This is a genomic window from Rhizobium sp. O111 (assembly GCF_055616315.1).
Window position 1 is genome coordinate 2,510,208 of the sequence record NZ_JBSHXL010000001.1, and the last position, 24,348, is coordinate 2,534,555.

General features: G+C 61.8%; 23 protein-coding genes and 1 pseudogene. 3 read left to right on the forward strand and 21 right to left on the reverse strand.

Annotated features, from left to right (window positions below; translation table 11 throughout):
• Positions 1-86 precede the first annotated feature (86 nt).
• The 16 genes and pseudogenes from ACVTFQ_RS12800 to urtA all read right to left on the reverse strand — a co-directional run bounded on the left by ACVTFQ_RS12800 (position 87) and on the right by urtA (position 13,871).
• Positions 87-758, reverse strand: a complete 672-nt coding sequence (locus tag ACVTFQ_RS12800; protein ID WP_111564140.1) for an urease accessory protein UreF — start codon at positions 756-758, stop codon at positions 87-89.
• A 35-nt stretch (positions 759-793) separates the two neighbouring features.
• Complete coding sequence (gene ureE / locus ACVTFQ_RS12805) at positions 794-1,291, reverse strand: urease accessory protein UreE (RefSeq protein ID WP_047514514.1); 498 nt, start codon at positions 1,289-1,291, stop codon at positions 794-796.
• A 108-nt stretch (positions 1,292-1,399) separates the two neighbouring features.
• Positions 1,400-2,230, reverse strand: a complete 831-nt coding sequence (locus tag ACVTFQ_RS12810) for a GGDEF domain-containing protein (protein ID WP_111564139.1) — start codon at positions 2,228-2,230, stop codon at positions 1,400-1,402.
• 361 nt (positions 2,231-2,591) lie between these two features.
• Positions 2,592-3,302: a hypothetical protein gene (locus ACVTFQ_RS12815; protein WP_146618531.1), complete on the reverse strand. Its 711-nt coding sequence runs from the start codon at positions 3,300-3,302 to the stop codon at positions 2,592-2,594.
• Between the two features lie 3 nt (positions 3,303-3,305).
• Complete coding sequence (ureC, locus tag ACVTFQ_RS12820) at positions 3,306-5,015, reverse strand: urease subunit alpha (RefSeq protein WP_112436913.1); 1,710 nt, start codon at positions 5,013-5,015, stop codon at positions 3,306-3,308.
• A 3-nt stretch (positions 5,016-5,018) separates the two neighbouring features.
• Positions 5,019-5,642: a Urease operon accessory protein gene (locus ACVTFQ_RS12825; protein ID WP_111564186.1), complete on the reverse strand. Its 624-nt coding sequence runs from the start codon at positions 5,640-5,642 to the stop codon at positions 5,019-5,021.
• Between the two features lie 16 nt (positions 5,643-5,658).
• On the reverse strand, positions 5,659-6,069 hold the full coding sequence (locus ACVTFQ_RS12830) for a lysozyme inhibitor LprI family protein (protein ID WP_111564136.1): 411 nt from the start codon (positions 6,067-6,069) through the stop codon (positions 5,659-5,661).
• A gap of 20 nt (positions 6,070-6,089) precedes the next feature.
• The gene (locus tag ACVTFQ_RS12835; protein WP_018897102.1) at positions 6,090-6,395 is read right to left on the reverse strand and encodes an urease subunit beta; all 306 of its coding nucleotides are present in this window, start codon (positions 6,393-6,395) and stop codon (positions 6,090-6,092) included.
• A 10-nt stretch (positions 6,396-6,405) separates the two neighbouring features.
• Positions 6,406-6,660 carry a DUF1272 domain-containing protein gene (locus tag ACVTFQ_RS12840; RefSeq protein WP_162718190.1) on the reverse strand — a complete coding sequence of 85 codons (255 nt, stop codon included), beginning with the start codon at positions 6,658-6,660 and terminating at the stop codon, positions 6,406-6,408.
• Between the two features lie 7 nt (positions 6,661-6,667).
• Entirely contained in the window at positions 6,668-6,970 is a 303-nt protein-coding gene (locus ACVTFQ_RS12845; RefSeq protein WP_018897100.1) for an urease subunit gamma, read from the reverse strand.
• Between the two features lie 20 nt (positions 6,971-6,990).
• Positions 6,991-7,812, reverse strand: a complete 822-nt coding sequence (locus ACVTFQ_RS12850) for an urease accessory protein UreD (protein ID WP_111564135.1) — start codon at positions 7,810-7,812, stop codon at positions 6,991-6,993.
• Between the two features lie 161 nt (positions 7,813-7,973).
• Positions 7,974-8,669: an urea ABC transporter ATP-binding subunit UrtE gene (urtE, locus tag ACVTFQ_RS12855; RefSeq protein ID WP_037186079.1), complete on the reverse strand. Its 696-nt coding sequence runs from the start codon at positions 8,667-8,669 to the stop codon at positions 7,974-7,976.
• A gap of 193 nt (positions 8,670-8,862) precedes the next feature.
• On the reverse strand, positions 8,863-9,618 hold the full coding sequence (gene urtD / locus ACVTFQ_RS12860) for an urea ABC transporter ATP-binding protein UrtD (RefSeq protein ID WP_018897097.1): 756 nt from the start codon (positions 9,616-9,618) through the stop codon (positions 8,863-8,865).
• Between the two features lie 97 nt (positions 9,619-9,715).
• Positions 9,716-10,787 (reverse strand): annotated as a pseudogene (urtC, locus tag ACVTFQ_RS12865) (urea ABC transporter permease subunit UrtC); the annotation flags it as partial.
• Positions 10,784-12,403, reverse strand: a complete 1,620-nt coding sequence (urtB, locus tag ACVTFQ_RS12870) for an urea ABC transporter permease subunit UrtB (protein ID WP_111564133.1) — start codon at positions 12,401-12,403, stop codon at positions 10,784-10,786. The gene urtB and the pseudogene urtC, both read right to left, overlap by 4 nt.
• A 175-nt stretch (positions 12,404-12,578) precedes the next feature.
• A complete protein-coding gene (gene urtA / locus ACVTFQ_RS12875) occupies positions 12,579-13,871 on the reverse strand; it encodes an urea ABC transporter substrate-binding protein (protein WP_037186085.1) in 1,293 nt (430 codons plus the stop codon).
• Positions 13,872-14,087: 216 nt separating this feature from the next.
• On the opposite strand from urtA, the gene ACVTFQ_RS12880 reads away from it, so the two are divergent.
• The 3 genes from ACVTFQ_RS12880 to ACVTFQ_RS12890 all read left to right on the forward strand — a co-directional run bounded on the left by ACVTFQ_RS12880 (position 14,088) and on the right by ACVTFQ_RS12890 (position 19,643).
• On the forward strand, positions 14,088-17,474 hold the full coding sequence (locus ACVTFQ_RS12880; protein ID WP_111564132.1) for a hybrid sensor histidine kinase/response regulator: 3,387 nt from the start codon (positions 14,088-14,090) through the stop codon (positions 17,472-17,474).
• The gene (locus ACVTFQ_RS12885) at positions 17,467-18,363 is read left to right on the forward strand and encodes a response regulator transcription factor (protein ID WP_111564131.1); all 897 of its coding nucleotides are present in this window, start codon (positions 17,467-17,469) and stop codon (positions 18,361-18,363) included. Before ACVTFQ_RS12880 ends, ACVTFQ_RS12885 begins: the two co-directional genes overlap by 8 nt.
• Before the next feature lie 95 nt (positions 18,364-18,458).
• Positions 18,459-19,643 (forward strand): acyltransferase family protein, encoded by a 1,185-nt coding sequence (locus ACVTFQ_RS12890; protein WP_112436914.1) that lies wholly within the window; start codon positions 18,459-18,461, stop codon positions 19,641-19,643.
• 87 nt (positions 19,644-19,730) lie between these two features.
• On the opposite strand, the gene ACVTFQ_RS12895 is transcribed toward ACVTFQ_RS12890, so the two are convergent.
• From ACVTFQ_RS12895 to livM, 5 genes are all read right to left on the reverse strand, one after another.
• Entirely contained in the window at positions 19,731-20,855 is a 1,125-nt protein-coding gene (locus tag ACVTFQ_RS12895; RefSeq protein WP_018897089.1) for a branched-chain amino acid ABC transporter substrate-binding protein, read from the reverse strand.
• 119 nt (positions 20,856-20,974) lie between these two features.
• Positions 20,975-21,328, reverse strand: a complete 354-nt coding sequence (locus ACVTFQ_RS12900; protein ID WP_018897088.1) for a DUF6867 family protein — start codon at positions 21,326-21,328, stop codon at positions 20,975-20,977.
• 24 nt (positions 21,329-21,352) lie between these two features.
• Positions 21,353-22,081, reverse strand: a complete 729-nt coding sequence (locus ACVTFQ_RS12905; RefSeq protein WP_018897087.1) for an ABC transporter ATP-binding protein — start codon at positions 22,079-22,081, stop codon at positions 21,353-21,355.
• On the reverse strand, positions 22,081-22,953 hold the full coding sequence (locus ACVTFQ_RS12910) for an ABC transporter ATP-binding protein (protein ID WP_026282746.1): 873 nt from the start codon (positions 22,951-22,953) through the stop codon (positions 22,081-22,083). Before ACVTFQ_RS12910 ends, ACVTFQ_RS12905 begins: the two co-directional genes overlap by 1 nt.
• On the reverse strand, positions 22,953-24,344 hold the full coding sequence (gene livM, locus ACVTFQ_RS12915; RefSeq protein ID WP_047514563.1) for a high-affinity branched-chain amino acid ABC transporter permease LivM: 1,392 nt from the start codon (positions 24,342-24,344) through the stop codon (positions 22,953-22,955). The genes ACVTFQ_RS12910 and livM overlap by 1 nt, the downstream gene beginning before the upstream one ends.
• Positions 24,345-24,348 lie beyond the last annotated feature (4 nt).

Here is a 24,348-nt window from a genome sequence, read left to right on the forward strand (position 1 = left end):
GCACTCCAATCGAGAATAATCATAGCGCGTCAACCGCAAGGCGGCCACCGGCAAATGGCGCAGATCGTTAGCGACAAGCGCCGCTATCACGACCGAAAGAGCCGCGTCGATTGCGTCTCGTGCCGTAGCGAGACGATATCTGCCTGCACCGTCGCCGAGCCCAGTTCATCGAGCGTCGAGCCCGCCGCCCGCCGCGCAAGCAGAGCGATATCCCCTTCCCGCGCCGCCATGATCGCGACACCATCCTTCTGCCCGGCAACGCCGAGCCGGATGCCGGCGGAGACGGCCTGCGAGACATAGGCGTGCAAGAAGGCAGCGACCGCCTTTTCGGCGCCGATCCCATGCGCACCGGAAACGGCGCCGACGGCAACAGGATAAGCCACATGTTTCGGCAACCGTGTGAACACCTCATCAGGCCATGCGCCGGCGGCAGACAGGAAAGCGTCGCCAAGCAGCATCGTCTCTTGATGCCGCTCGCGCGATCCCGCCAACGCCTCGGCAAGCTCAGCCACCTCAGACAGCGCAGAGGCGTTGCCCTGCACCCTGTTGCCCTCGGCAAGCAGCACGACGTCGTTCCAGACGGCGCCGTGATCCATCATGGCACCGAGCCAATCGCTGAGCGAGGCGGCATCGTGCACCAGCCCGTCATGCACCGCCCGCTCCAGCCCGCCCGAATAGGCAAACGAGCCCACCGGAAAGGCGGGCGAAAGCCATGCCATCAACCGCAGCAGCGCCTGCAGATCACCGTTCTCGGTCATGGCTCAGTCGTGCGAATGATTGTGCCCATGTCATGTCAGTGGTCATGTCCATGGTCGTGCCCGTGGCCATGCCCGTGATCATGTCCATGCGAATGGCTGCCATGGGAATGATAGGCGCCCCGCGCCGGCTGGAACGGCTCGGTGACATCCGAGACCGTCGCACCCAGCCCTTCGAGCATGGCGCGGATGACATGGTCGCGCAGGATGAGGATACGCTCTTCCTCGATCTGCGCGCCGAGATGCCGGTTGCCCAAATGCCAGGCGAGCTCGATCAGATGCAGGCGATCGCGCGCCTTGATCTCGAAAAGCTTCTCGTCGGCGGCAACGATCTCCACCAGCTCGCCATCGCCGAGCACCAGCATGTCGCCATTGGCGAACAGCACCGGCTCCTTGAGGTCGAGCATGACCATCTCGCCATTGTCGAGATGCAGCAGCTTGCGCCGGAGATGCCTCAGATCATGCGGCAGCACGACCTTGTGCGTGGGGTGGGAAGACGGCGTGCCGGCCGGCAGATAGGAGGTGATATACTGCATGATGTGTCCATTCCGGTTCAGGCGAGGAGCATGCAAAATCGGCTGGAACCGCGCAAGGGTCAAAACGCTGGTTTGCGCACTATACGCGTGTCGTTGCAACGCTTTAGTCTAATGAATGGCGGACGACCTGCCGTCGACATTGGTTTCATCCTGGCTGAGCCGCATGCGGCGCTGCAGCCCCTCATCCTCGTGGACGACGCGATTACGGCCGAGCGTCTTCGCCAGATAGAGCGCCTTGTCGGCGGCAGTATAGGCCGCCTGCCTGCTTCGCCCATCGAAGAGCTCCGCGATGCCGGCCGACATCGTGACATTGAAGCTGCAGCCATCGAGCGCGATCGTCCGTTCGGCAAGCCGGTTGCAGGCCGCCCTGATCTGTGCCACCCGCTCCTCCTTCAAGGGCGCGATGACGACAACCCCGAACTCCTCGCCGCCGAGCCGCGCAATGGTCGAGTCCGCGCTGAATGCCGCCGACAGCTCCGCCGCAACCGCGACGATGACAGCATCGCCGCAGGCATGCCCGTAACGATCGTTGACAGCCTTGAAGCGGTCCACATCGAAGATCGCGAGACAGGCAGGCCCGTCGACATCATCGAGCGCCTCGGTGAAGGCCCGACGGTTCAGGAGGCCGGACAGCATGTCGGTGCGGCTCAGCTGCTCGAACTCGGCGCGCGAGACGCTGAGTTGATGCATGGCATAACCCGCGACCAAGGCCAGCGCTCCCGATACGATCCCCCCGATCACCCAGGACAGCGCCACGCCATAGATCACGGCATGCTCCAGCGAGACAGGCAGCACACCGGCCCAATCGAGGGGCAACAACAGCACCGCAATACCAAGCGACGAGAGCATCACCGCGGCGAAACTCATCTTCAGCGCATAGGTGTAAATCGTCAGGCGATTCCTGAAATCGCCGAGCTCCGCCTCGAGTAAAATGTGCATCCGAATCGACCTTTTTGCCCTCGCCCAAGTCTATTGATGAGACACGAACCGCTGCCGGGGTCTTAAGGGAATCGCTAGGATTTTAACGAGTTTTGTAAATTGTTCGTGCGCTGCACAATGGATCGAAACGCGACGAAAATGGCTCTGGAAGTGGTCGCGAGGTCGCGCAGCTAAGAAATTGATAAATCACATTTTTCAGGATCTCGCCGGTCGCCGCGTCCCATTTCGGACGCAACGCCCCATGGTGGAACAGAACACAATCGACATACAACTTTAAGAATGCATTGCTAAACGTGTAGCCGGAAACTAACGCGCAACAGCCGCGTCGGCACTTTACGTTTCTTAAAACCTCATTCTGCGCTCAAAGCGGGGCTGAACGCGCTGCGAACAACGGCTGCGCGCCCAAATCAACAAGCAACCGATCAAAGACATCCTGGTATCCCATCATAAGATGAACAGCCGTGTGATTATGGACCACAGGAATTTCATTCACACTCTTATTGGGCACATCAAATACGAGGATGTTCGGACGATCAGGAGAGCAGTAAGCGACGCTTTCCGGGACTAGAAAGCCATGCTTGAATGCATTGGACAGCTCGTTGACGACTTCGAAGAAATTCGAAGACTTCTCAGCATCTGCGCCGAGAACGACAGCAGACAACTCGGGATATTTCCGTCGCAAGTTCGGCATGAGAGCTCGACCAAGGGAATCCACCGCAATGCTTCCAGTTAGTTCGAGTTCTGATTGATATAATTTAGAAAATACGCCCTGGATCAAATGGTCCAATGACTTTCGCATACAATAAATCATTAGCTCGAGCTCGTCGCGCATCAACGATATCTGATCGCCAGCACCGAAATGCGATGAAAATGCTTCTCGGTGCTGGCGTTGAGCGTTTAGGAAGTGGCGTTCTGCTCGCAGAGCATATCGAACCACAGACATCGCCGTCAGCCCATTTATCTTCGGCATATGCACTATATTCACGTGCTTGAACGGTGATGGCGCGTAGGAAGCGGCAGGTCTCCCGGCATCATAATTCTTCTCTGGTAGATCTCCCCAGGGCTGCTCCATGTCCTAGTACATGAAGTAGCGCTGCGCCATCGGCAGCGAGGTCGCTGGTTCGCAGGTCAGAAGCTCGCCGTCGGCGCGCACCTCGTATGTCTCCGGATCGACCTCGATATGGGGCGTCAAGCTGTTGTGAATCATCGACGCCTTGGAAATGCCGCCGCGCGTGTTCCTGATGGCGACGAGGTCCTTGGCGACGCCGAGGCGACCCTTCAGGCCGGCGTCGAGCGAAGCCTGCGAAACGAAGGTGACCGACGAGTTGGTGCGCAGCTTGCCATAGGCGGCGAACATCGGGCGATAGTGCATCGGCTGCGGCGTCGGGATCGAGGCGTTCGGATCACCCATCGGGGCGGCCGCGATCGAGCCGGCGAGCAGCACCATCTCCGGCTTCACGCCGAAGAAGGCCGGGTTCCACAAAACGAGGTCGGCGCGCTTGCCGACTTCGATCGAGCCGATCTCGTGGCTGACCCCTTGAGCAATCGCCGGGTTGATCGTGTACTTGGCGATATAGCGGCGGACGCGGAAGTTGTCGTTATCCCCCGTCTCCTCCTTCAGCGGACCGCGCTGGCGCTTCATCTTGTCGGCCGTCTGCCAGGTGCGGATCGCCACTTCCCCGACACGACCCATGGCCTGGCTGTCCGACGAGATGATCGAGAAGGCGCCGATATCGTGCAGGATGTCTTCGGCCGCGATCGTTTCCTTGCGGATGCGGCTTTCGGCAAACGCGATATCCTCGGGGATCGACGGCGACAGGTGGTGGCAGACCATCAGCATGTCGAGATGCTCGGCGACGGTGTTGACCGTATAGGGCCGCGTCGGGTTGGTCGACGACGGAATGACGTTCGACTGGCCGCAGATCTTGATGATATCGGGCGCATGGCCACCGCCCGCCCCTTCCGTGTGGAAGGCATGGATGGTGCGGCCCTTGAGAGCCCCGATCGTATCCTCGACGAAGCCGCTTTCGTTCAGCGTGTCGGTGTGGATCATCACCTGGATATCGTATTCGTCGGCGACCGAGAGGCAGCAGTCGATCGCAGCCGGTGTCGTGCCCCAGTCCTCATGCAGCTTCAGCGACGACGCGCCTGCCAGCACCATTTCCTCGAGTGCAGCCGGCAGCGAGGCATTGCCCTTGCCCGCGAGCGCGAGATTCATCGGGAAGCCGTCGAAGCTTTCGATCATCCGCTCGATATGCCAGGCGCCGGTGCAGGTGGTGGCGAGCGTGCCGTGCGCCGGGCCAGAGCCGCCGCCGAGCATGCAGGTGATGCCGGACATCAGCGCTTCCTCGATCTGCTGCGGGCAGATGTAATGGATATGCGCGTCCATACCGCCGGCCGTAATGATCTTGCCCTCGCCGGCGATCGCCTCGGTGGAAGGGCCGACGATGATGTTGACGCCAGGCTGCGTATCCGGATTGCCGGCCTTGCCGATCGCGTGGATGCGGCCGTTCTTCAGCCCGATATCAGCCTTGACGATACCGGTATGGTCGATGATCACGACATTGGTGATGACGGTATCGACCGCGTCCTGCGCCCGCGTTGCCTGGCTCTGCCCCATACCGTCACGGATGACCTTGCCGCCGCCGAACTTTACCTCTTCGCCATAAGTGGTGAAATCCTTCTCGATCTCGATGAAGAGCTCGGTATCGGCAAGCCGCACCTTGTCGCCGGTGGTCGGGCCGAACATACCGGCATAGGCGGCGCGGGAAATCTTGTAGGGCATGGGTCAGGCTCCTTGGGAGGACGAACGGGATGCGGACGGATAAAACCGCGTGACGCGGCTGGCGGCGACGTAAGCGTCGACGAGCTGCCTTTCGGCAGCGAAGGGATGCCACTCCCAGCCTTGATGGCCGAAGCCGGCAAGCGCGATCGGGGCATCGGGAAATCGGTTCATGACCTCAGCGATCACGATCATGCCGCTGCTCGGCACGACGTAAGGCGCGGGGTCAAATGCGGCCAGCGCCTGGTCGACGCGATCATGAATCACTTTGTCAACGACCACATGCGCCTTGCCAGCATCCTTGCAGAAACTGTTGAATTGACTCGTATAGTCGTCGCAGAAATCGTCGAGCTCTGGATGCGATATGGCAAGCGGGACCTTCAGCGCCGCGAACTTCTCCGGATCTCGCACACTCCAGATTTCCGCAGCTTCGACGACTGCAGGATGCTCCCGCCACGCTTGAGAAGACAGCATCGCCTTGGCGGGACGGCCGGTATTGCAGACAGCAACGACATCCGTGCGGCCGGGGCTCGCCTCGTAGGATCGGCATTCGTTGAACCGGATGACGAAGCCAGCTGCCGCAACAGCCGCGGCCCCTTCCGCACCGATCTCACCATTGCCGACGATCATGATGCTCTCTGCCACCTCAATTGCTCATCGCGTCTTCGAGCGTCTTCAGCTCCTTGGTCCTGGCATCGGTCACGTTGGCGATGCAGCCGGCAACCAGCATCGGCTCCATCGTGCCGCCACGCGCCTGAAAGCCTTCGGCTTCGCACTGCGCATCACGGTAGGTAATCCATGCGCGCTGGGCAGTGACCAGCGCCTTCTCCGCCCCCTTCATGTCGTCATCCTGATCCTTGTCGATGGCGACCATGGCGGCGCGGGTCTTCTTGTATTGAACGTTGAGCGCCTTGTCGGCCTCGTCCTGCCGCGCCCGCTCGCAGAGCGTCATGTCGGTCTGCGTCGTCGGGCTCTTGCAGTCGATCTCCTCGGCGCTGGCGCCACCGGCACCAATCAGCGCGAGCAGGCCAAACGCCACGGGCATTGCAACACGCATCATCTCCTCCCGAGACATGATCACAGCTTGCCCATCACCAGCTGACGGAAGCCGTAGACTTCGCGCTTGCCGGATAGCGGAATGAGCGTCACCGAACGCGTCTGCCCCGGCTCGAAGCGCACAGCGGTGCCGGCCGGAATATCGAGCCGCATGCCATGCGCCTTCTCGCGATCGAAGGAGAGCCCGGCATTGGTCTCGCCGAAGTGATAATGGCTGCCGACCTGCACCGGACGGTCGCCGGTGTTCGACACCTCGATGGTGATCGTCGGCGCGCCGGCGTTGAGTTCGATTTCGCCGGGTGCGGCAATGATTTCGCCTGGGATCATGATTTTCTCCTCACGCAGCCTTCACGGGCGCGCAGCCCTCGGCCTTCAGCACGCGTTTCGTCGATGCCGGGTTGTTGATGAGCTTGGCCGCCGGGCGCACCGGCCGGCGCACCAATTCGCCGCCGCAATTCGGGCAGATGCCTGAAAGCACGTTGTCGGCGCAGTCAGCGCAATAGGTGCACTCGAAGCTGCACATCATGGCCATCAGGCTTTCGGGCGGCAGGTCCTTGTCGCAGCATTCGCAATTGGGTCGAAGCTCGAGCATGATGGCCTCAGCGGATCGGTTCGTGGACGGTGACAAGCTTTGTTCCGTCAGGGAACGTCGCTTCCACCTGCACGTCGTGGATCATCTCGGCGATGCCATCCATCACCTGATCGCGGCCGATGACATGGGCGCCGGCTTCCATGAGCTCGGCCACCGGCCGGCCGTCGCGCGCGCCTTCGACGACGTAGTCGGTGATGAGCGCGATCGCCTCGGGATAGTTGAGCTTGACGCCCCGCTCCAGCCGCCGCCGCGCGACCATCGCCGCCATCGAAATCAACAGCTTGTCTTTTTCTCTTGGTGTGAGGTTCATCGTGCATCCATCTGCTTGAACTAGAGATTCCAGACTTTCGGCACAGGCGCGCCGTTGCGCAAGGCTGAAATGATCGGGATCAGGATTTTTCGAAGTGCGAAGCCATCCGACGCCGCGAGCCGAACGACCAGCTTGCCCGCCCAGCAACTGGCGCCGCCCATATGACCGTCGAGCAACGGCCTGACGGCATTGAGATAGCTCTCCGCCTGCGGCCCGACATAAAGCAGCGTCGCGAAGGCGACCTGGCCCGACAGCACCGCCTGCTCGCGCGTCAGCGCTTGCACCTCGCCCGCGAGCCTCAGATCTTCGGCATGGCAGAGCCGGCCTTCCTTTCGGATACGCCAGCGGTCGCGGAAGAACCCGGAGACAACCGCCTCGCCCATCGCCTTGCGCCCGAGCAGCACCGCTTCGACCGCAAGGAATTCCGCGCCCTCGTCGAGATCGACATCGAGCCGTCGATAGAGCGACGAGCGATCGAAGAGAATGGTTTCCTGAGGCAGCCAGTCGACCCGCGCATTGGCGCCGACCTGGATTTTCGTGGTGATCTCGGCGGTGCCGGCCGACGCCTTGTAGATTTTCTCGCAGGCCTGCGTGGTCACGTCGATGCGCGTTCCGGGACCGGCAACGACGCTCCAGTCCATGCGGTCGCCGCCGGTGAGCCCGCCGGCCGTATTGATGATGACGGCTTCCATCGAGGCATCGAAGGTATCCGGCAGCCGGATCTTTGCCGCCCCCTCCTGGTAGAGTTCGCGGATGCGCGTGCGCCCGCCCAGCGCCTTCGCGGCCAGATGCCCGCGGCCTTCGGCCCTTTGCGGTCTGGTGGCTGCCGCGGCGTTCGTCATTCCATGCCCTTTTCATGCCGCCGGTTTGCCCGGCCGTTCTCATTCAATCCTGTAACTGATTGAAAGCAAGCAATTTCCGTGCCGCGCGAAGGACACCGCAATCCCGGCGCAGGCCAACAGGGCGCATCTCGTCGAGTGCCTTTAAAAGCGGCGATTGCCGATCAGACGGTCAGATGCCGGCGCGCCTCCGGCGTATCCAGCGTCTCCGCCAAGCCTTCATGCACGATCTCGCCGCGATCCATGATGTAGACGTAATCGGCAAGCTCGCGGCAGAAATCGAGATACTGCTCGACCAGCAGGATCGCCATCCCGGTGCTGTCGCGCAGATAGCGGATCGCCCGGCCGATATCCTTGATGATCGACGGCTGGATGCCCTCGGTCGGCTCGTCGAGCACGAGGATCTTCGGCCGCGTCACCATCGCCCGACCGATCGCCAGCTGCTGCTGCTGCCCACCCGAGAGATCGCCGCCGCGCCGCCCGAGCATGGTCTGCAAAACGGGAAACAGGCTGAAGATATCGTCGGGAATGTTCTTGTCGCGACGCGTCAGCGGGGCGAAGCCGGTCTCGAGGTTTTCCTTCACCGTCAGCAACGGAAAGATCTCGCGCCCCTGCGGCACATAGCCGATGCCCTGCTTGGCGCGCGCATAGGGCGCAAGGCCGTTGAGCCTAGTGTCGTTGAAGGTCACGGTTCCCGATGACAGCGGATGCTGACCGGTGACGGCGCGCAACAGCGAGCTCTTGCCGACGCCGTTGCGACCCAAGACGCAGGTGATCTTGCCCATCTCCGCCTTCAGCGAGATGCCACGCAGCGCTTGTGCTGCGCCATAGTGGAGGTTTGCGTTTTCGACGGTCAGCATGGTTTTCCCCTATGATCGCTTACGGTTGTGGCGCCCCCCTCTGCCCTGCCGGGCATCTCCCCCACAGGTGGGGAGATCGACCTGTTGTTACCGCCTCGCCAAACAATGAAGGTCGGAGCGAGCGACAGCGCCCAGCCGATCTCCGGGGAGATGCCCGGCAGGGCAGAGGGGGGTAATCCTTGCTCGACGCTCATCACCGCCCCAGATAATTCTCGATCACCTTCGGATCGGAGCTCACAAAATCAATCGACCCTTCAGCCAGTACCGAGCCTTCAGCCAAGCACGTCACCTTCACCCCAAGATCGCGGATAAAGCCCATGTCGTGCTCGACAACGACCACCGACCGCGTCTTGGCGATCTCCTTGAGCAGGATCGCCGTCTCCGCCGTCTCCGCATCCGTCATCCCGGCCACCGGCTCGTCGACCAGCAACAGCTTCGGCTCCTGCGCTAGCAGCATACCGATCTCCAGCCACTGCTTCTGCCCATGGCTGAGATTGGCGGCGAGGTCGTCGCGGCGATGCGTCAGGCGAACGGTCGCGAGGATCTCGTCGATGCGCGACCGATCCTCGCTCGACAGCCGATAGAACAGCGTCGAAAACACGCCGCGCCTGCGGTTCAGCGCCAGTTCGATATTGTCCCAGACCGTGTGGCTCTCGAACACCGTCGGCTTCTGGAACTTGCGGCCGATGCCGAGTTGAGCGATGTCGGCTTCGTCGAGCTTGGTGAGATCGGTCTGGCCGTTGAAGAACACCTGGCCGGTATCCGGCCGGGTCTTGCCGGTGATGATGTCCATCATCGTCGTCTTGCCGGCGCCGTTGGGACCGATGATGGCCCGCAGTTCGCCCGGTTCGATGACGATCGACAGCGAATTCAGCGCCTTGAAGCCATCGAAGGAGACGGAGACGTTGTCGAGATAGAGAACGCTGTTGGGTTTGACGTCAGGGATCATGGCGCTCACTCCGCGGGCTGGATTTCTGCGTCGACACCGTCTTCGCGCTTGGCGGGCGGCGTGTCGCTGGAGGATGGCTTGCGCTTGCCGATATACTGGCCGATCGTGCCGACGATGCCCTTGGGCAGGAACAGCGTCACCGCCACGAAAAGCCCGCCGAGCGCGAAGAGCCAGAATTCCGGGAATAGACCGGTAAAGATCGTCTTGCCGCCATTGACCATGATGGCGCCGATGATCGGCCCGATCAGCGTCGAACGCCCGCCCACCGCCGTCCAGATGACGACCTCGATCGAGTTGGCCGGCGCGAATTCGCCGGGGTTGATGATGCCGACCTGCGGCACATAGAGCGCACCGGCGATCCCCGCCATCATCGCCGAGACGACGAAGGTGAAGAGCTTGAAATGCTCGACGCGGTAGCCGAGGAAGCGCGTGCGGCTTTCCGCATCGCGCACGCCGACCAGCACCTTGCCGAACTTCGAGCGCACGATGGCGGACGCGATCAGCAGCGACAGTGCAAGCAGGATCGCGGTGGCCGAGAAGAGTGCCGCGCGGGTGCCGTCGGCCTGGATGTTGTAGCCGATGATATCCTTGAAATCGGTCAGGCCGTTATTGCCGCCGAAGCCCATGTCGTTGCGGAAGAAGGCGAGCAGCAGCGCATAGGTCATCGCCTGGGTGATGATCGAGAGGTAGACGCCGTTGACGCGGGAGCGGAAGGCGAACCAGCCGAAGACGAAGGCGAGCAACCCGGGCACGACGAGCACCATCAGCGCCGCGAACCAGAAATGGTCGAACCCATGCCAGAACCACGGCAGTTCCTTGTAGTTCAGGAACACCATGAAATCGGGCAGGATGGGGTCGCCATAGCTGCCGCGCGTGCCGATCTGGCGCATCAGGTACATGCCCATCGCATAGCCGCCGAGCGCAAAGAACGCGCCGTGGCCGAGCGAGAGAATGCCGCAGAAGCCCCAGACGAGATCGAGCGCCAGCGCGAGAAGCGCATAGGTCAAATACTTGCCGAACAGCGACATGATGTAGGTCGGGATATGCAGCGGGCTCGTTGCCGGCGTCATCAGGTTCAGCACCGGCACCAGCACGGCAAGCGCCAGCAGGATGAAGAGCGCGACGATGATCTTACGATCGAGAGACCGGAGAAGGAAGGCCGTAATCATGCTTCCACCGCCCTTCCTTTGAGTGCGAAGAGCCCACGCGGCCGCTTCTGGATGAAGAGAATGATGAGGACGAGCACCAGGATCTTGCCGAGCACGGCGCCGGCGAAGGGCTCGAGGAACTTGTTGACGACGCCGAGCGACAGCGCGCCCACCAGCGTACCCCACAGATTGCCGACGCCGCCGAACACCACGACCATGAAGCTATCGATGATGTAGCTCTGGCCGAGATTGGGCGAGACGTTGTCGATCTGGCTGAGCGCCACGCCCGCCATGCCGGCGATGCCGGAGCCGAGCGCGAAGGTGAAGGCATCGACCCAGCCGGTGCGGATACCCATCGATGAGGCCATGCGCCGGTTCTGCGTGACGGCGCGCATCTGCAGGCCGAAGGCGGAACGCTTGAGCAGCATGAGCAGCGTCACGAACACGGCCATCGAGAAGACGATGATCCACAGGCGGTTCCAGGTGATCGACAGACCGCCGAGCTCGAACGCGCCCGACATCCAGCTCGGATTGCGCACTTCGCGGTTGGTCGGCCCGAAGATCGAGCGCACCGCCTGCTGCAGGATGAGCGAGACGCCCCAGGTGGCGAGCAGCGTTTCCAGCGGACGACCGTAGAGATAGCGGATCACGGTGCGTTCGATGACGAGGCCGACGAAGCCGGTGAAGACGAAGGCGGCGGGAACGGCGAAGGCCAGCGAATAGACTTCAAGGTCGGGGAATGTCGAGGCGATATACTGCTGCACGACATAGGTCGTGTAGGCGCCGATCATAACCATCTCGCCATGCGCCATGTTGATGACGCCCATGACGCCGAAGGTGATGGCAAGGCCGATGGCGGCGAGCAGTAGCACCGAGCCCAGCGACAGGCCGTACCAGACGTTCTGCACCACGTCCCAGAGCGCCAGGCTGCGGTTGATCGTGTTGATATGCGTCTGGATCTCGCCCTTCAACTCGTCGGGCGCGGTCGCCATGGCCGTCGTCAGGATGGTCAGCGCGTTGCGGCCACCGCGGGCAGCGATCGTGTCGATGGCGGCCTTCTTGTCCTCGGCGCCGACATCGCTTTTCAGCACCATGACGGCGCGGGCGGCCTCCATCGTCTCCTTGACCTCGCCGTCCTTCTCAGTGGCAAGTGCGGAGTTCAGCAGTTCGAGATTGGCGGGATCGGCATCGCGCAGCAGCCCCTGGGCAGCCGCAAGGCGGGCGCCACGATCGGGAGAGAGCAGCGTCAGCTGGCTCATCGCCGAGGCGATGACGCCGCGCAGCGAATTGTTGATCCGGACCTTGGACATGTAGTCCGCATCAATATCGGCGACGGCTTCGCCGCTGATCGGATCGGAAAATGTCGGCTCATCTTCCGTGCCGCCCTGAAGCAGAACCGGGCCACCGCTTTCCGAATTCACGTAAAGCTGGCCGTCGCTGAGCTGCTGCAGGATCTGGCTGACATGGGCATCGCCGGATGCGACCAGCGCCTTGATGGCGACCTCGCGCTCCGGGAAATCGCCGACGCCGAGCGCGTCGACCAGCGCGTGGATGTCTTCCTGCGCCTTCAGCGCCGTGGCGAATGCCGGCAGGGCCAGGCACAAGGTCAAAAGCAAAATCTTGATGGCGCGATACATCGGCTTTCTGCCTCGGTTATCGTTGGCCTTCCGGCGCAATCGGGAGAAATTCAGGCCTCTAACTCGGCAACTGCCGTCCGAAGCCTCAAGGCCACGCTTCGGAGAGAGAACTTCCGCCCGGACAGGAGGGCCGAACGGAAGCTGTTTTCAGGCTTTAGAGTGAAGGGGTGTCCACTCAGGAGCCCTTGCCGCCGCACTTGCCCGTTGCGACATTGAAGTTGCCGCAGTTCATGGGCTTGCGCCAATCGGAGATCAGGTCCTTGGAGTCAGGCAGGAAGTCGGACCATTCGTCGCCGACCACGGCAGGGGTCTGCTGGACGATTTCGAACTGGCCGTTCGCCTGGATTTCACCGATCAGCACCGGCTTGGTGATGTGGTGGTTCGGCATGACGGTGGCGTAGCCGCCCGAGAGGTTCGGAACCGTGGTGCCGATGATCGTGTCGAGAACCTTGTCCGTGTCGGTCGTGCCGGCAGCCTGGACCGCCTTAACCCATGCGTTGAAGCCGATATAGGCAGCTTCCATCGGGTCGTTGGTCACGCGCTTGTCGTTCTTGGTGTAGGCATGCCATTCCTTGATGAACTTCTTGTTTGCCGGGCTTTCGACCGACTCGAAGTAGTTCCAGGCAGCGAGGTGGCCGACGAGCGGCTTGGTGTCGAGACCGGCAAGCTCTTCTTCGCCGACCGAGAAGGCGACGACAGGGATGTCGGTTGCCTTGACGCCCTGGTTGCCGAGTTCCTTGTAGAACGGCACGTTGGCGTCACCGTTGATGGTGGAGACGACGGCGGTCTTCTTGCCCGCGCCGCCGAATTCCTTGATCTTGGAGACTTCCGTCTGCCAGTCGGAGAAGCCGAACGGCGTGTAGTTGACGATGATGTCTTCCTTCGGAATGCCCTTCGAGATCAGGTAGGCTTCCAGGATCTTGTTGGTCGTGCGCGGATAGACGTAGTCGGTGCCTTCGAGAACGAAGCGCTTAACGCCTTCCTTTTCCATCAGGTAGTCGACAGCCGGGATTGCCTGCTGGTTCGGAGCGGCGCCCGTGTAGAAGATGTTGCGCGAGGACTCTTCGCCTTCATACTGAACCGGGTAGAACAGGATGGAGTTGAGCTCTTCGAAAACCGGCAGGACCGACTTGCGCGACGAGGACGTCCAGCAACCGAAGACGGCCGCGACCTTGTCCTTTTCGATCAGCTCGCGTGCCTTTTCGGCAAACAGCGGCCAGTCGGAAGCCGGGTCGACAACGACGGCCTCGAGCTTCTTGCCGAGAAGGCCGCCCTTCTTGTTCTGCTCGTCGATGAGCATCAGCATGGCGTCTTTCAGCGTCGTTTCGGAGATCGCCATCGTGCCGGACAGCGAATGCAGAACGCCGACCTTGATGGTGTCGTCAGCCGCAACGGCTCCATGGAATGCGGCCGTGGCCGACATGACGGCGCCGAGCACGGCACCGGAAACATATGATCGCAGATTCATCTGGTTGATCCCCTCTTCTTGTTCCGACAACAGGCCTGAAACGGCGATTAACTGTTGCTTAAGGGACTATCCGGTGCTGCACTGCGAAAGCGTATACGCGAAATGACGTAGGTGACGGGGCGAAATGTGCAGTTTGCGTTGCACCGCACTCTTAAGCCCCGCACTGTTCCATGTTACGAACGCATGACAAGGGGAACGAAGGGGCCGATTACGGGCATGGCAGCGCGGCAACGCATTATTCCGGTCAGGCGCGAATACAATCGCTGGGTCGCCAACCAGACGCTGGAAGACTATGCGCTGCGCTTCACCGCCAAGAGCGCTCGGCAGTTCTCCTCGCAGCGCATCTCGCAGACGGCGATCGGCGCCATCTCCTTCCTGGCGCTGGAGGCGATCGGCGGCGCGATCACGCTCTCCTACGGCACCACCAACGCCTTCTACGCCATCATCGTCGCCTCGATCGCCATGCTCGCCATCGGCCTGCCGATCAGCCGCTATGCGATCCGCCACGGCGTCGATATCGACCTGCTGACCCGTGGCGCGAGCTTCGGCTATATCGGCTCCACCATCACCTCGCTGATCTATGCCAGCTTCACCTTCATGCTGTTTGCGATCGAGGCGTCGATCATGTCCGGCGCGCTGGAGCTGACGCTCGGCATACCCTTGTGGATCGGCTACATCATCAGCGCCGTCATGGTCATCCCGCTGGTCACCCACGGGGTCAGGCTGATCAGCCGCTTCCAGCTCCTGACGCAGCCCTTCTGGATCGTCCTCAACATCCTGCCCTTCCTTTTCATCGCCGTAATGGACTGGGAGAAGTTCGATCTCTGGCGCGCCTTCTCCGGCATCCGCCATGCCTCGGGTCCACCCGGCACCATCGCTCCCTTCGACCTCGTCGAGTTCGGCGCGGCCTCGGCCGTCATCCTGGCGCTGATGTCGCAGATCGGCGAACAGGCCGATTTCCTGCGCTTCTTGCCCCCGGAAAAGCAGACCAAGTGGCGCCACCGCCTCGCCGTCTTCCTCGCCGGTCCCGGCTGGGTCATCATCGGCGCACCGAAGCTCTTGGCCGGCTCCTTCCTCGTCGTGCTGACCTTCGCCTCCGGTGTGCCGGCGGACCGCGCCGCCGATCCGGCGCAGATGTATCTCACCGCCTTCGGCTACATGATCCCCTGGCACAACGCCGCGCTACTCTTGATGGCCGCCTTCGTCATGGTCTCGCAGCTGAAGATCAACGTGATGAACGCCTATGCCGGGTCGCTGGCATGGTCGAACTTCTTCTCGCGCCTCACCCACAGCCACCCCGGCCGCGTCATCTGGCTGGTGTTCAACGTGGCGATCGCGCTGCTCCTGATGGAGCTCGGCATCTACCGGCTGCTTGAAGAGACGCTCGGCATCTTCTCGATCATCGCCATGGCCTGGCTCTGCACCATCTCGGCCGATCTCTTCATCAACAAGCCGCTCGGGCTCGCTCCTCCCGGCATCGAGTTCAAGCGCGCCCATCTCTACGACATCAACCCGGTCGGCCTCGGCGCCATGACGCTGTCGGCGACCATCGCGCTCATCGCCCATTTCGGCGTCTTCGGCACGATCGCGGCGTCGCTGGCGCCCTACATCACCCTCATCGTCGCCCTCATCGCCTCGCCCGCGATTGCATGGGCGACGAAGGGCAAGTTCTACCTTGCCCGCAAGCCGCGCCAGAGCTGGAAGAACCTGACCAACATCACCTGCTCGGTCTGCGAACATCCCTTCGAGCCCGAAGACATGGCCTGGTGTCCCGCCTATGCCGCGCCGATCTGCTCGCTCTGCTGTTCGCTCGACAGCCGCTGCCACGACATGTGCAAGCCCAATGCGCATCTGAACGCGCAGGTCGGTTACGTCGCCAAGGCCGTGCTGCCGGAAACCATCGTCCAGAAGCTCACCACCCGCCTCGGCCGCTACGGCATCGCCGTCATCCTGGCGCTGACATCAGTCGGCGCCATCCTGGCGATGATCGCGCATCAAGTGTCCGCAGCCTCGCCGGAGACCGCCGAGGTCGTCAACGGCACGATCCTCATCGTCTTCTTCGTTTTCGCGGTCATCGCCGGCGTCGTCTGCTGGTTCTATGTGCTCGCCCATGACAGCCGCGTCGTCGCCGAGGAGGAATCCTCGCGCCAGAACACGCTGCTGCTCAAGGAAATCGCCGCCCACAAGAAGACCGACGCCGCCCTGCAGGCCGCCAAGGAGACCGCCGAGGCCGCCAACCGCGCCAAGAGCCGGTACGTCGTCGGCCTCAGCCACGAGCTGCGCACACCGCTCAACGCCGTGCTCGGCTACGCCCAGATCCTTGAGCGCGACGAGACCATTCCGACGCCGCGCCAATCCTCGATCAAGGTCATCCGCCGCTCGGCCGAACATCTCTCCGGCTTGATCGACGGCCTGCTCGATATCTCGAAAATCGAGGCCGGCCGCCTGCAGGTCTATTCCAACGAGATCAACATCCAGGATTTCCTCGACCAGATCGTCGACATGTTCCGTCCGCAGGCGCTCGCCAAGGGCTTGACCTTCAACCACCAGCGCGCGCCTGCCCTGCCCCAGTTCGTGCGCACCGACGAGAAGCGCCTGCGCCAGATCCTCGTCAATCTCCTGTCCAACGCCATCAAGTTCACCGACGAAGGCACCGTGACCTTCGACGTCGCCTATCGCAGCCAGGTGGCCACCTTCACCGTATCAGATACCGGCCGCGGCATCGCCGAGAAGGATCTGAGCCGCATCTACGAGCCCTTCCAGCGCGGCGAGGCCGACAGCATCCGCCCCATGCCCGGCCTCGGCCTTGGGCTGACAATCACCCAGCTTCTGACCAACACGCTCGGCGGCGAAATTTCGGTGACCAGCGAAAAGGACAAGGGCTCGACCTTCCGGGTGCGCCTGATGCTCTCGGCCGTGCTGCGCGAGATGGCTGCGCCGCCGCAGGAAAAGAAGATCGTCAGCTACGACGGCCCGCGCCGCACCATCGTCGTCGTCGACGATAACGAGGATCACCGCGAGATGATGCGCGAGATCCTCGTGCCGCTCGATTTCGTCGTGCTGACGGCGGCCAGCGGCACGGATTGCCTGACGCTGATCGAAGGCATCCAGCCCGATCTCTTCCTCGTCGATATCCTGATGCCGGGAATGAACGGCTGGCAGCTGGTCTCGCGCCTGCGCGAAGCCGGCCAGACCGCGCCGATCGTCATGCTATCGGCCAACATCGGCGACGCCGCCGCCCATGGCGACAGCGACGACAGTCACAACGACGCGATCGGCAAACCGGTCGACATCCGCCGCCTGCGCGACAAGCTCGCTTTGCACCTCGGGCTCAAATGGCTCTACGCCGAAGCAGCTCCCGCGACACCCAAGAAGGCAGAGCAGATACTGCAAAGCCCCGGCGATGCGCATGTTCAGGAACTGCTGCGCCTCGGCGAGATCGGCTATATCAGGGGCATCGAGGCCAAGCTCGCCGACCTTGCCAAGGTGGAGGCAAATCAGCCATTTACCGAGGAACTTCGATCCTATGTCGCCGCCTTCGACCTGAACGGCTTCATGGCCTTCCTGCACCGCTTCGACGAAAAGGTGGAACACATTGGCTGAACTCCCGCGCGACATCGTTCTCTTGGTCGACGACTCGCCGGAAGCGCTCGGCTTCTTGACCGATGCGCTGGAGCAATCCGGCTTCTCCGTCCTGATCGCGACCTCGGGCTCGGCAGCACTCAATATCGTCGAGCGCATCACCCCCGATCTCATCCTGCTCGACGCGGTAATGCCAACGATGGACGGCTTCGAGACCTGCCGGCGGCTGAAGGCCAACCCGGCGATCAGCCAGATACCCGTCATCTTCATGACCGGCCTGACCGAGACCGAACACGTGGTCCACGCGCTCGGCTCAGGCGGCGTCGATTATCTGACCAAGCCGATCAACATCGATGAACTGCGCGCCCGCATCGGCGTGCACCTAAAGAACGCCCGCTCCGCCCAGAGCGCCCGCGTCGCCCTCGACGCCGCCGGCCGCCATCTGCTGGCGGTCAAGGGCGACGGCAACATCCACTGGTCGACGCCCCAGGCCACCCGCCTCGTCAACGCCGCCATGGGCAGCGACGACGGCATGGACACGGTGATATCGACCATCGCCGCCTGGATGAAGGACCGCACCGCCGCAACCATCGCCGTCGCCCATGGCGGCCAAGACGTACTGCAGCTCGCCTTCTTGGGCACGATCGGCCCCGACGAATATCTCTTCCGCCTCACCGCCAGCCAGCGCGCCGACGACCAGGTGCTGCGCCAGCGCTTCGCGCTCACGAACCGCGAATCCGAGGTGCTGCTCTGGATCGCCAAGGGCAAAGCCAACCGCGACATCGGCGAAATTCTCGGCCTCTCCGCCCGCACGGTGAACAAGCATCTCGAGCAGATCTACGTCAAACTCGGCGTCGAAAACCGCGCCTCGGCGGCGGTCAAGGCCGCACACGTGTTGCATGAGACGTAGATGAGCGAGCCGCTCACACTTTAGAAAGCACACACGGATATCTTTGAGCGACGCCCGCAATCCGGGCATGGCATCAAGATGATATCCGGCAGGTCATGAAGGACAGGCTTTATTACGTGGATCGGCTGCGGATTTCCGCCTTCGCGATCCTGATCCTCTATCACTCCTCGGCGGCCTTCTTTACCGACATGGGCTGGCTGATCCATAGCGAGCGCACCAGCCCCACGCTATCACTGATCATGGAATTCCCGCGCGCCTGGCGGCTGGCACTGCTGTTCTTCGTCTCCGGCATGGGGGCTGCATTCTCGTTCCGCTCGGATTCCAGCCTTGCCTTCCTGCGCAAGCGCACCATCCGCCTGCTCGTCCCCCTGCTTTTCGCCATGGCCGTCCTCGTCGTCCCACAGGTCTGGTACGAGCGCATGTACGAGACCGGTTATGACGGTTCGCTGCTGACATTCTGGCTGACGCGCTATTTCACCGAGGGCCGCTATCCGACGGGCAATTTCACCTGGGCGCACATGTGGTTCGTCGCCTATCTGCTTGTGATGTCGGTGATCTGCTACCCGATCTTTCTCTATCTCAGCCGACCCGAAAACAGGATCATGGCCTGGTTCGAGCGTGTCGCGAAGTCGGGCGCCATCTATCTCTTCTTCCTGCTGCCGCTGGTACTGAACCTTGCTCTGTCGCCGTTCTATCCCAAGGAAACCAATGCGCTCTACAATGACGGCGCCTGGTTCGCGGTGTGGGCAAGCTGGTTCGGCCTCGGCTTCCTCGTCGCCCGCAATCATCGCAGCCTGATCGAGCCGATCATCGCCAAGCGCTTTGTCAGCGCCGCGATTGCTCTGGCGGTAACGGTGTTCCTCTACGCCTTCGCCTGGCTTGCTCCGGCCGAACAGGCGATCGGCAGCTATGCCGACGAAACCCCGCTCTTCAAGGCCGCGATCTTCCTGCTTGCCTGGTCGATGATCCTGACTCTGATCGGCTTCGCCGCTCGCGATTTCAACCAGCCGGATGCGCGGCTGGTCACGGTCAACCGGCTCGTCTTCCCGCTCTACATCATCCATCAGACGGTGATCGTCGGCGCGCTCTATTACGTCCTGCCGCTCGGCCTGCCCGCCGTGCCGAGCTTCATCATCATCGCGGCCGCAACCTTCGTACTGTCGAGCCTCTTCGCCATCATGGTGGACCTCATCCCCGGCCCCGCGCGCCTGCTCTTCGGCCTTGAGGTCAGACCATCAGGCAAACCAAGCGGTCGAAAGACGGTCAACGCAGAACGTTAGCGCCCCTGCACCAGGCGGTTGGACCGGGTGCCCAAAACGCAAGAAGCCCGGTGCGAGACCGGGCTTCCAAGGTGAGAACGAAAGTTCTTACTTCGCGTCCTGCGGGAAGTAGGAGAACTTGCCGTCTGGGCCCTTCTTCCATTCGTACATGACGTAGCCTGGGATCTTCGGGTCGCCCTTTTCGTCGAACGAGATTTCGCCGAGAACGGTCTTGAACGGACCCTTGGCCTTCATCGCTGCGGCAACGGCTTCAGCGTCGGTCGAAGCAGCTGCCTTCGCAGCTTCAGCGATCGTCTGCATCGCGGCGTAGGAGTACAGCGTGTAAGCTTCCGGGTTGAAGCCGGCAGCCTTGAACTTCTCGACGAGTGCCTTGTTGTCGGGGTTCAGCGTTGCGTCCGGGCCGAACGTGTTCAGCGTGCCGGCGACTGCGTCACCAGCGATCGATGCCAGTTCGTTCGAAACGATACCGTCACCCGATACGAGCGTTGCCTTCAGGCCCTGGTCGGCGGCCTGGCGGATGATCAGACCAGCTTCGGTGTGGAGACCACCCCAGTAGATGATCGAAACGCCGGCTTCCTTCATCTTGGCGATGAGGGCCGAGAAGTCCTTGTCGCCGACGTTGATGCCTTCGTACATGGCTTCGGTGAGACCAGCGGCATTCATGGCCTTCTTGGTTTCGTCAGCGAGGCCCTGGCCGTATGGGGTCTTGTCGTGAACGACAGCGATCTTGGCGTCCTTGAAGTGGTCGGCCAGATACTTGCCGGCAATGCCGCCCTGCTGGTCGTCGCGACCGCAAGTACGGAACGTGTTCCACAGACCACGCTCGGTGAACTGCGGGTTGGTCGCAGCCGGCGTGATTTCGAGGATGCCGTTTTCAGCGTAAACTTCGGAAGCCGGGATCGAAACGCCCGAGTTGAAGTGGCCGATAACGAACTTGACGCCGTCAGCTGCGAACTTGTTGGCAACCGAGATACCCTGCTTCGGGTCTGACACGTCGTCGCCGAGCACGATCTTGATCTGCTCGCCGTTGATGCCGCCAGCAGCGTTGATGTCGGCAGCTGCCTGCTCGGCACCCTTCTGGAGCTGTGCGCCGAACGCAGCGTTCGGGCCGGTCAGCGGACCAGCAACGGCAACCGTGATGTCGGCCCAAGCGTTGCTGCTGAAGGCGACCATCGCCGTCAGAGCCACTGCCGACAGAAGAGACTTCTTCATTATGTTACTCCCAGTTTTTTAGCGGGTTCCGTTCCATTACCCAGCGCATCACCCACTTTACTGCGCCGGGAAACCTGTTCCACTCGGAGAGGTAATTTGTCCCTAGATTCAACCGGCTGTCAATGTTTTGCCTTCCAGGAGAAGGGCGACGTCTTTTCGTAGAGCCAGTAGTAATTATTGACCATCTGATTGGTCCGGCGATAGCGGTATCCCGCCGTCGCGAAGATCAAGAGAAGGACGAAGTCGATGGCGTAGTAAAACACGCTCAGCACCGGTCCGTCGAACAGCGCATGATGCAGAAACTGCATCGCGGCCGCCAGAAGCACGCTGTAGCCGATGACAATTGGATAGTCGCTCCAGCCATCGGCAGCAGCCTTGCCGGAACGCCATGCCGTCCAGAAGCCGATCAACACGACGATCAGGCGGATGACGCTGCGAACGCCGGTATCACCTTCAAAGAAAAGTCCCTGCATATCAAAGTCTCCCCTTCGTCATGCTCAATGCCGTCCGCCTTCGAGATAGGCGGCGCGAACTTCAGGATTGGCGAGCAGCTCCTGGCCGGAGCCAGACATCGTCACCTTGCCGTTGACCATGACATAGGCCCGGTCCGACAGCTTCAGCGCCGCGAATGCGTTCTGCTCGACGAGGAACACGGTGAGCCCCTCATCCTTGTTCAGCTTCTTGATCGCCTCGAAGATGCCCTTGACGATCAGCGGCGCGAGGCCGAGCGAGGGCTCGTCGAGAAGCAAAAGCTTCGGGCGGGCCATCAGCGCGCGGCCGATCGACAGCATCTGCTGCTCGCCGCCCGAAAGCGTGCCGCCGCGCTGCGTCTGGCGCTCCTTCAGGCGCGGGAACATCGCGAAGATCTTCTCGACGTCTTCCTTGAAGTATTTCAAGTTGTCGAGGCCGGCGCCCATCTGCAGGTTTTCCATCACGCTCATGCGCGGGAAAATGCGGCGTCCTTCCGGCGACTGCGCGATGCGCAGTCGGGCGATTTCGTGGGTCGGCATCTTGGTGATGTCGCGGCCTTCGAAGATGACCTTGCCGGCGCGCGCCTGCGGACTGCCGCAGATCGTCATCATCAGCGTCGACTTGCCGGCGCCGTTGGCGCCGATCAGGCTGACGATTTCGCCCTGGTTGACGTGGACATCGATGCCGGCGAGCGCGCGAATGTTGCCGTAATAGGTTTCAACACCCTCGACCTTGAGAAGTGGCTGACCGGTCATCAGTGCGTACCTCCTTCGAGGTTTTCGACGTCTGCGATCACCTGTTCCACTTCCTCGTCTTCGACACCGAGATAGGCCGCGATGACCTTCGGATCGTTCTTCACATGGTCTGGCGTGCCATCGGAAATCTTCTGGCCATATTCGAGCACGACGACGTGGTCGGAAATTTCCATGACCACGGACATGTCATGCTCGATCAGGAGCAGCGACGTGCCCTCGTCGCGTATCCCACGCAGAAGCGTGTTCAGCGTCAGCGATTCCTTCGGGTTAAGACCGGCGGCCGGCTCGTCCAGGCAGAGCAGTTCCGGCCCTGTGCACATGGCGCGCGCTATTTCCAGACGACGTTGAGCGCCGTAAGGCAGGTCACCGGCGGGATCGTCGGCGCGATCGATCAGATCGGCCTTCTCCAGCCAGTAGCGGGCAAGCTCGATCGCGTTCTTCGCTTCCGCGCTGTAGCGACCGATCCCGAGCAGGCCGAGAATGGTGTAACCCGATGCCAGCATCAGCTTGTTGTGCTGCGCGACCAGAAGGTTTTCGAGAACCGTCAGGCCCGAGAACAAACGGATATTCTGGAAGGTACGGGCGACCTTGGCTTCGCGGGTGATGCGAAAGTCCGGCAAGCGCTCGAGCAGGTGTTCTCTGCCATCCTTGTGGCGCATAGTGATCATGCCCATGGTCGGCTTGTAGAAACCGGTGATGCAATTGAACACGGTGGTCTTGCCGGCGCCGTTCGGGCCGATCAGCGCGGTGATCTCGCCGCGCTTGGCCTCGAACGAGAAGTCGTTGATGGCCATCAGGCCGCCGAACTTCATCGACAGGTGCTCGACCTTGAGCAGGGTATCGCTGGACATGTTGGTTTCCTGAGGGCTCATCAACCGTGACCCTCCTTGGTGAAGCTTCCCGATACCGATTTCCGTTCTTTCAGGAACGCCGTCGGCTCACGCGATCCGACGAAGCCGCGCGGCTTGATCAGCATGACGACGACCATCGCTAAGCCGAAGAGCAGCATGCGGTAGAGTTCCGGCGTGAAGTCGGGTCCGAAGATCAGCTTCAGGAACTCCATCTCGCGCAGCATCTCGGTACCGCCGATCATGACAATCGCGGCAATCGCGATGCCGGTCAGCGAGCCCATGCCGCCGAGAACGACGATGGCGAGGATGACGGCCGATTCCAGGAACACGAAGGATTCAGGCGATACGAAGCCCTGGCGAGCGGCGAAGAAGGAGCCGGCGAAACCGCCGAACATCGCACCGGTGGCGAAAGCCGTGAGCTTGGTCGTCACCGTGTTGATGCCGAGCGAACGGCAGGCAATCTCGTCTTCGCGGAGCGCTTCCCAGGCACGACCGATCGGCATGCGGCGCAGGCGGATCGTCACGTATGCCGTCAGGAGGCACAGCGCCAGGATCAGATAGAAGAGGAAGATCTTGTAGTAGGCCGACGAGATCGGCAGGTGAAACAGCTTGGCAAAGCCGTGCGGGCTGGCATCGAAGGGGATGCCGAACAGCGTTGCCTTCGGAATGCTGGCGATACCGAACGTGCCCTTGGTCAGATCCGTCCAGTTGATGATGACGAGGCGGATGATTTCGCCGAAGGCCAGCGTCACGATCGCCAGATAGTCACCGCGCAGACGCAGCACCGGGAAGCCGAGGATGATGCCCCACAGACCGGCGAGAATGCCCGACAGCGGCAGAAGAACCCAGAAGGACAGGCCGAAATAGCTGGAAAGCAGCGCGTAGGAATAGGCGCCGACCGCGTAGAAGGCGACATAACCGAGATCGAGCAGACCGGCGAGACCGACGACGATGTTCAGGCCCCAGGCCAGCATCACGTAGATCAGGATCTGGATACCGAAGTTGTCGACCCACTTCAGCGAACCCTGCGCACCGACCAGCGCCACGATGACGACGGGATAGAGCACCAGCGCCAGAAGCGCGATCTTCAGGAAATGGGCGTGGAAGAAGCCCTTCTTGTCGGAGATATCGAGCTCGCCGCTGCGCGCCTTGGCAAGCTTGCGGGCATCGAGATGCGGACGCAGGAACACCACGATCGCAAACCGGCCGACCGCCGCGATGGCGACGAAGATCGCGAGCAGACCCCAGCGCTGAACGACGACGAGTTCGTTGCTGATGTTCTGCTGCGTGCCGAGACCGACATAGAGAACGAACATGCCGAAGGAGATAACGGCTGCGAAGATAGCTTCTTTAATACCCTTCTGGACAAGTCCGGATGCGGGCTTGCCAGGGGCGTTTTCAACATTTGCCATGACG

What these genes read in the sequence shown, in the direction of transcription:
- ACVTFQ_RS12825 (WP_111564186.1), bottom strand. Translation starts at nt 5,642, where the DNA reads ATGATCGTCGGCAATGGTGAGATCGGTGCGGAAGGGGCCGCGGCTGTT.
- ACVTFQ_RS12910 (WP_026282746.1), bottom strand. Translation starts at nt 22,953, where the DNA reads ATGAGCCCTCAGGAAACCAACATGTCCAGCGATACCCTGCTCAAGGTC.
- ACVTFQ_RS12850 (WP_111564135.1), bottom strand. Translation starts at nt 7,812, where the DNA reads ATGACGAACGCCGCGGCAGCCACCAGACCGCAAAGGGCCGAAGGCCGC.
- urtE (WP_037186079.1), bottom strand. Translation starts at nt 8,669, where the DNA reads ATGCTGACCGTCGAAAACGCAAACCTCCACTATGGCGCAGCACAAGCG.
- ACVTFQ_RS12840 (WP_162718190.1), bottom strand. Translation starts at nt 6,660, where the DNA reads ATGCTCGAGCTTCGACCCAATTGCGAATGCTGCGACAAGGACCTGCCG.
- ureC (WP_112436913.1), bottom strand. Translation starts at nt 5,015, where the DNA reads ATGCCCTACAAGATTTCCCGCGCCGCCTATGCCGGTATGTTCGGCCCG.
- urtD (WP_018897097.1), bottom strand. Translation starts at nt 9,618, where the DNA reads ATGATCCCTGACGTCAAACCCAACAGCGTTCTCTATCTCGACAACGTC.
- ACVTFQ_RS12830 (WP_111564136.1), bottom strand. Translation starts at nt 6,069, where the DNA reads ATGCGTGTTGCAATGCCCGTGGCGTTTGGCCTGCTCGCGCTGATTGGT.
- ACVTFQ_RS12905 (WP_018897087.1), bottom strand. Translation starts at nt 22,081, where the DNA reads ATGACCGGTCAGCCACTTCTCAAGGTCGAGGGTGTTGAAACCTATTAC.
- ACVTFQ_RS12895 (WP_018897089.1), bottom strand. Translation starts at nt 20,855, where the DNA reads ATGAAGAAGTCTCTTCTGTCGGCAGTGGCTCTGACGGCGATGGTCGCC.
- ureE (WP_047514514.1), bottom strand. Translation starts at nt 1,291, where the DNA reads ATGCAGTATATCACCTCCTATCTGCCGGCCGGCACGCCGTCTTCCCAC.
- ACVTFQ_RS12880 (WP_111564132.1), top strand. Translation starts at nt 14,088, where the DNA reads ATGGCAGCGCGGCAACGCATTATTCCGGTCAGGCGCGAATACAATCGC.
- livM (WP_047514563.1), bottom strand. Translation starts at nt 24,344, where the DNA reads ATGGCAAATGTTGAAAACGCCCCTGGCAAGCCCGCATCCGGACTTGTC.
- ACVTFQ_RS12810 (WP_111564139.1), bottom strand. Translation starts at nt 2,230, where the DNA reads ATGCACATTTTACTCGAGGCGGAGCTCGGCGATTTCAGGAATCGCCTG.
- ACVTFQ_RS12900 (WP_018897088.1), bottom strand. Translation starts at nt 21,328, where the DNA reads ATGCAGGGACTTTTCTTTGAAGGTGATACCGGCGTTCGCAGCGTCATC.
- ACVTFQ_RS12890 (WP_112436914.1), top strand. Translation starts at nt 18,459, where the DNA reads ATGAAGGACAGGCTTTATTACGTGGATCGGCTGCGGATTTCCGCCTTC.
- urtA (WP_037186085.1), bottom strand. Translation starts at nt 13,871, where the DNA reads ATGAATCTGCGATCATATGTTTCCGGTGCCGTGCTCGGCGCCGTCATG.
- urtB (WP_111564133.1), bottom strand. Translation starts at nt 12,403, where the DNA reads ATGTATCGCGCCATCAAGATTTTGCTTTTGACCTTGTGCCTGGCCCTG.
- ACVTFQ_RS12815 (WP_146618531.1), bottom strand. Translation starts at nt 3,302, where the DNA reads ATGGAGCAGCCCTGGGGAGATCTACCAGAGAAGAATTATGATGCCGGG.
- ACVTFQ_RS12835 (WP_018897102.1), bottom strand. Translation starts at nt 6,395, where the DNA reads ATGATCCCAGGCGAAATCATTGCCGCACCCGGCGAAATCGAACTCAAC.
- ACVTFQ_RS12800 (WP_111564140.1), bottom strand. Translation starts at nt 758, where the DNA reads ATGACCGAGAACGGTGATCTGCAGGCGCTGCTGCGGTTGATGGCATGG.
- ACVTFQ_RS12845 (WP_018897100.1), bottom strand. Translation starts at nt 6,970, where the DNA reads ATGAACCTCACACCAAGAGAAAAAGACAAGCTGTTGATTTCGATGGCG.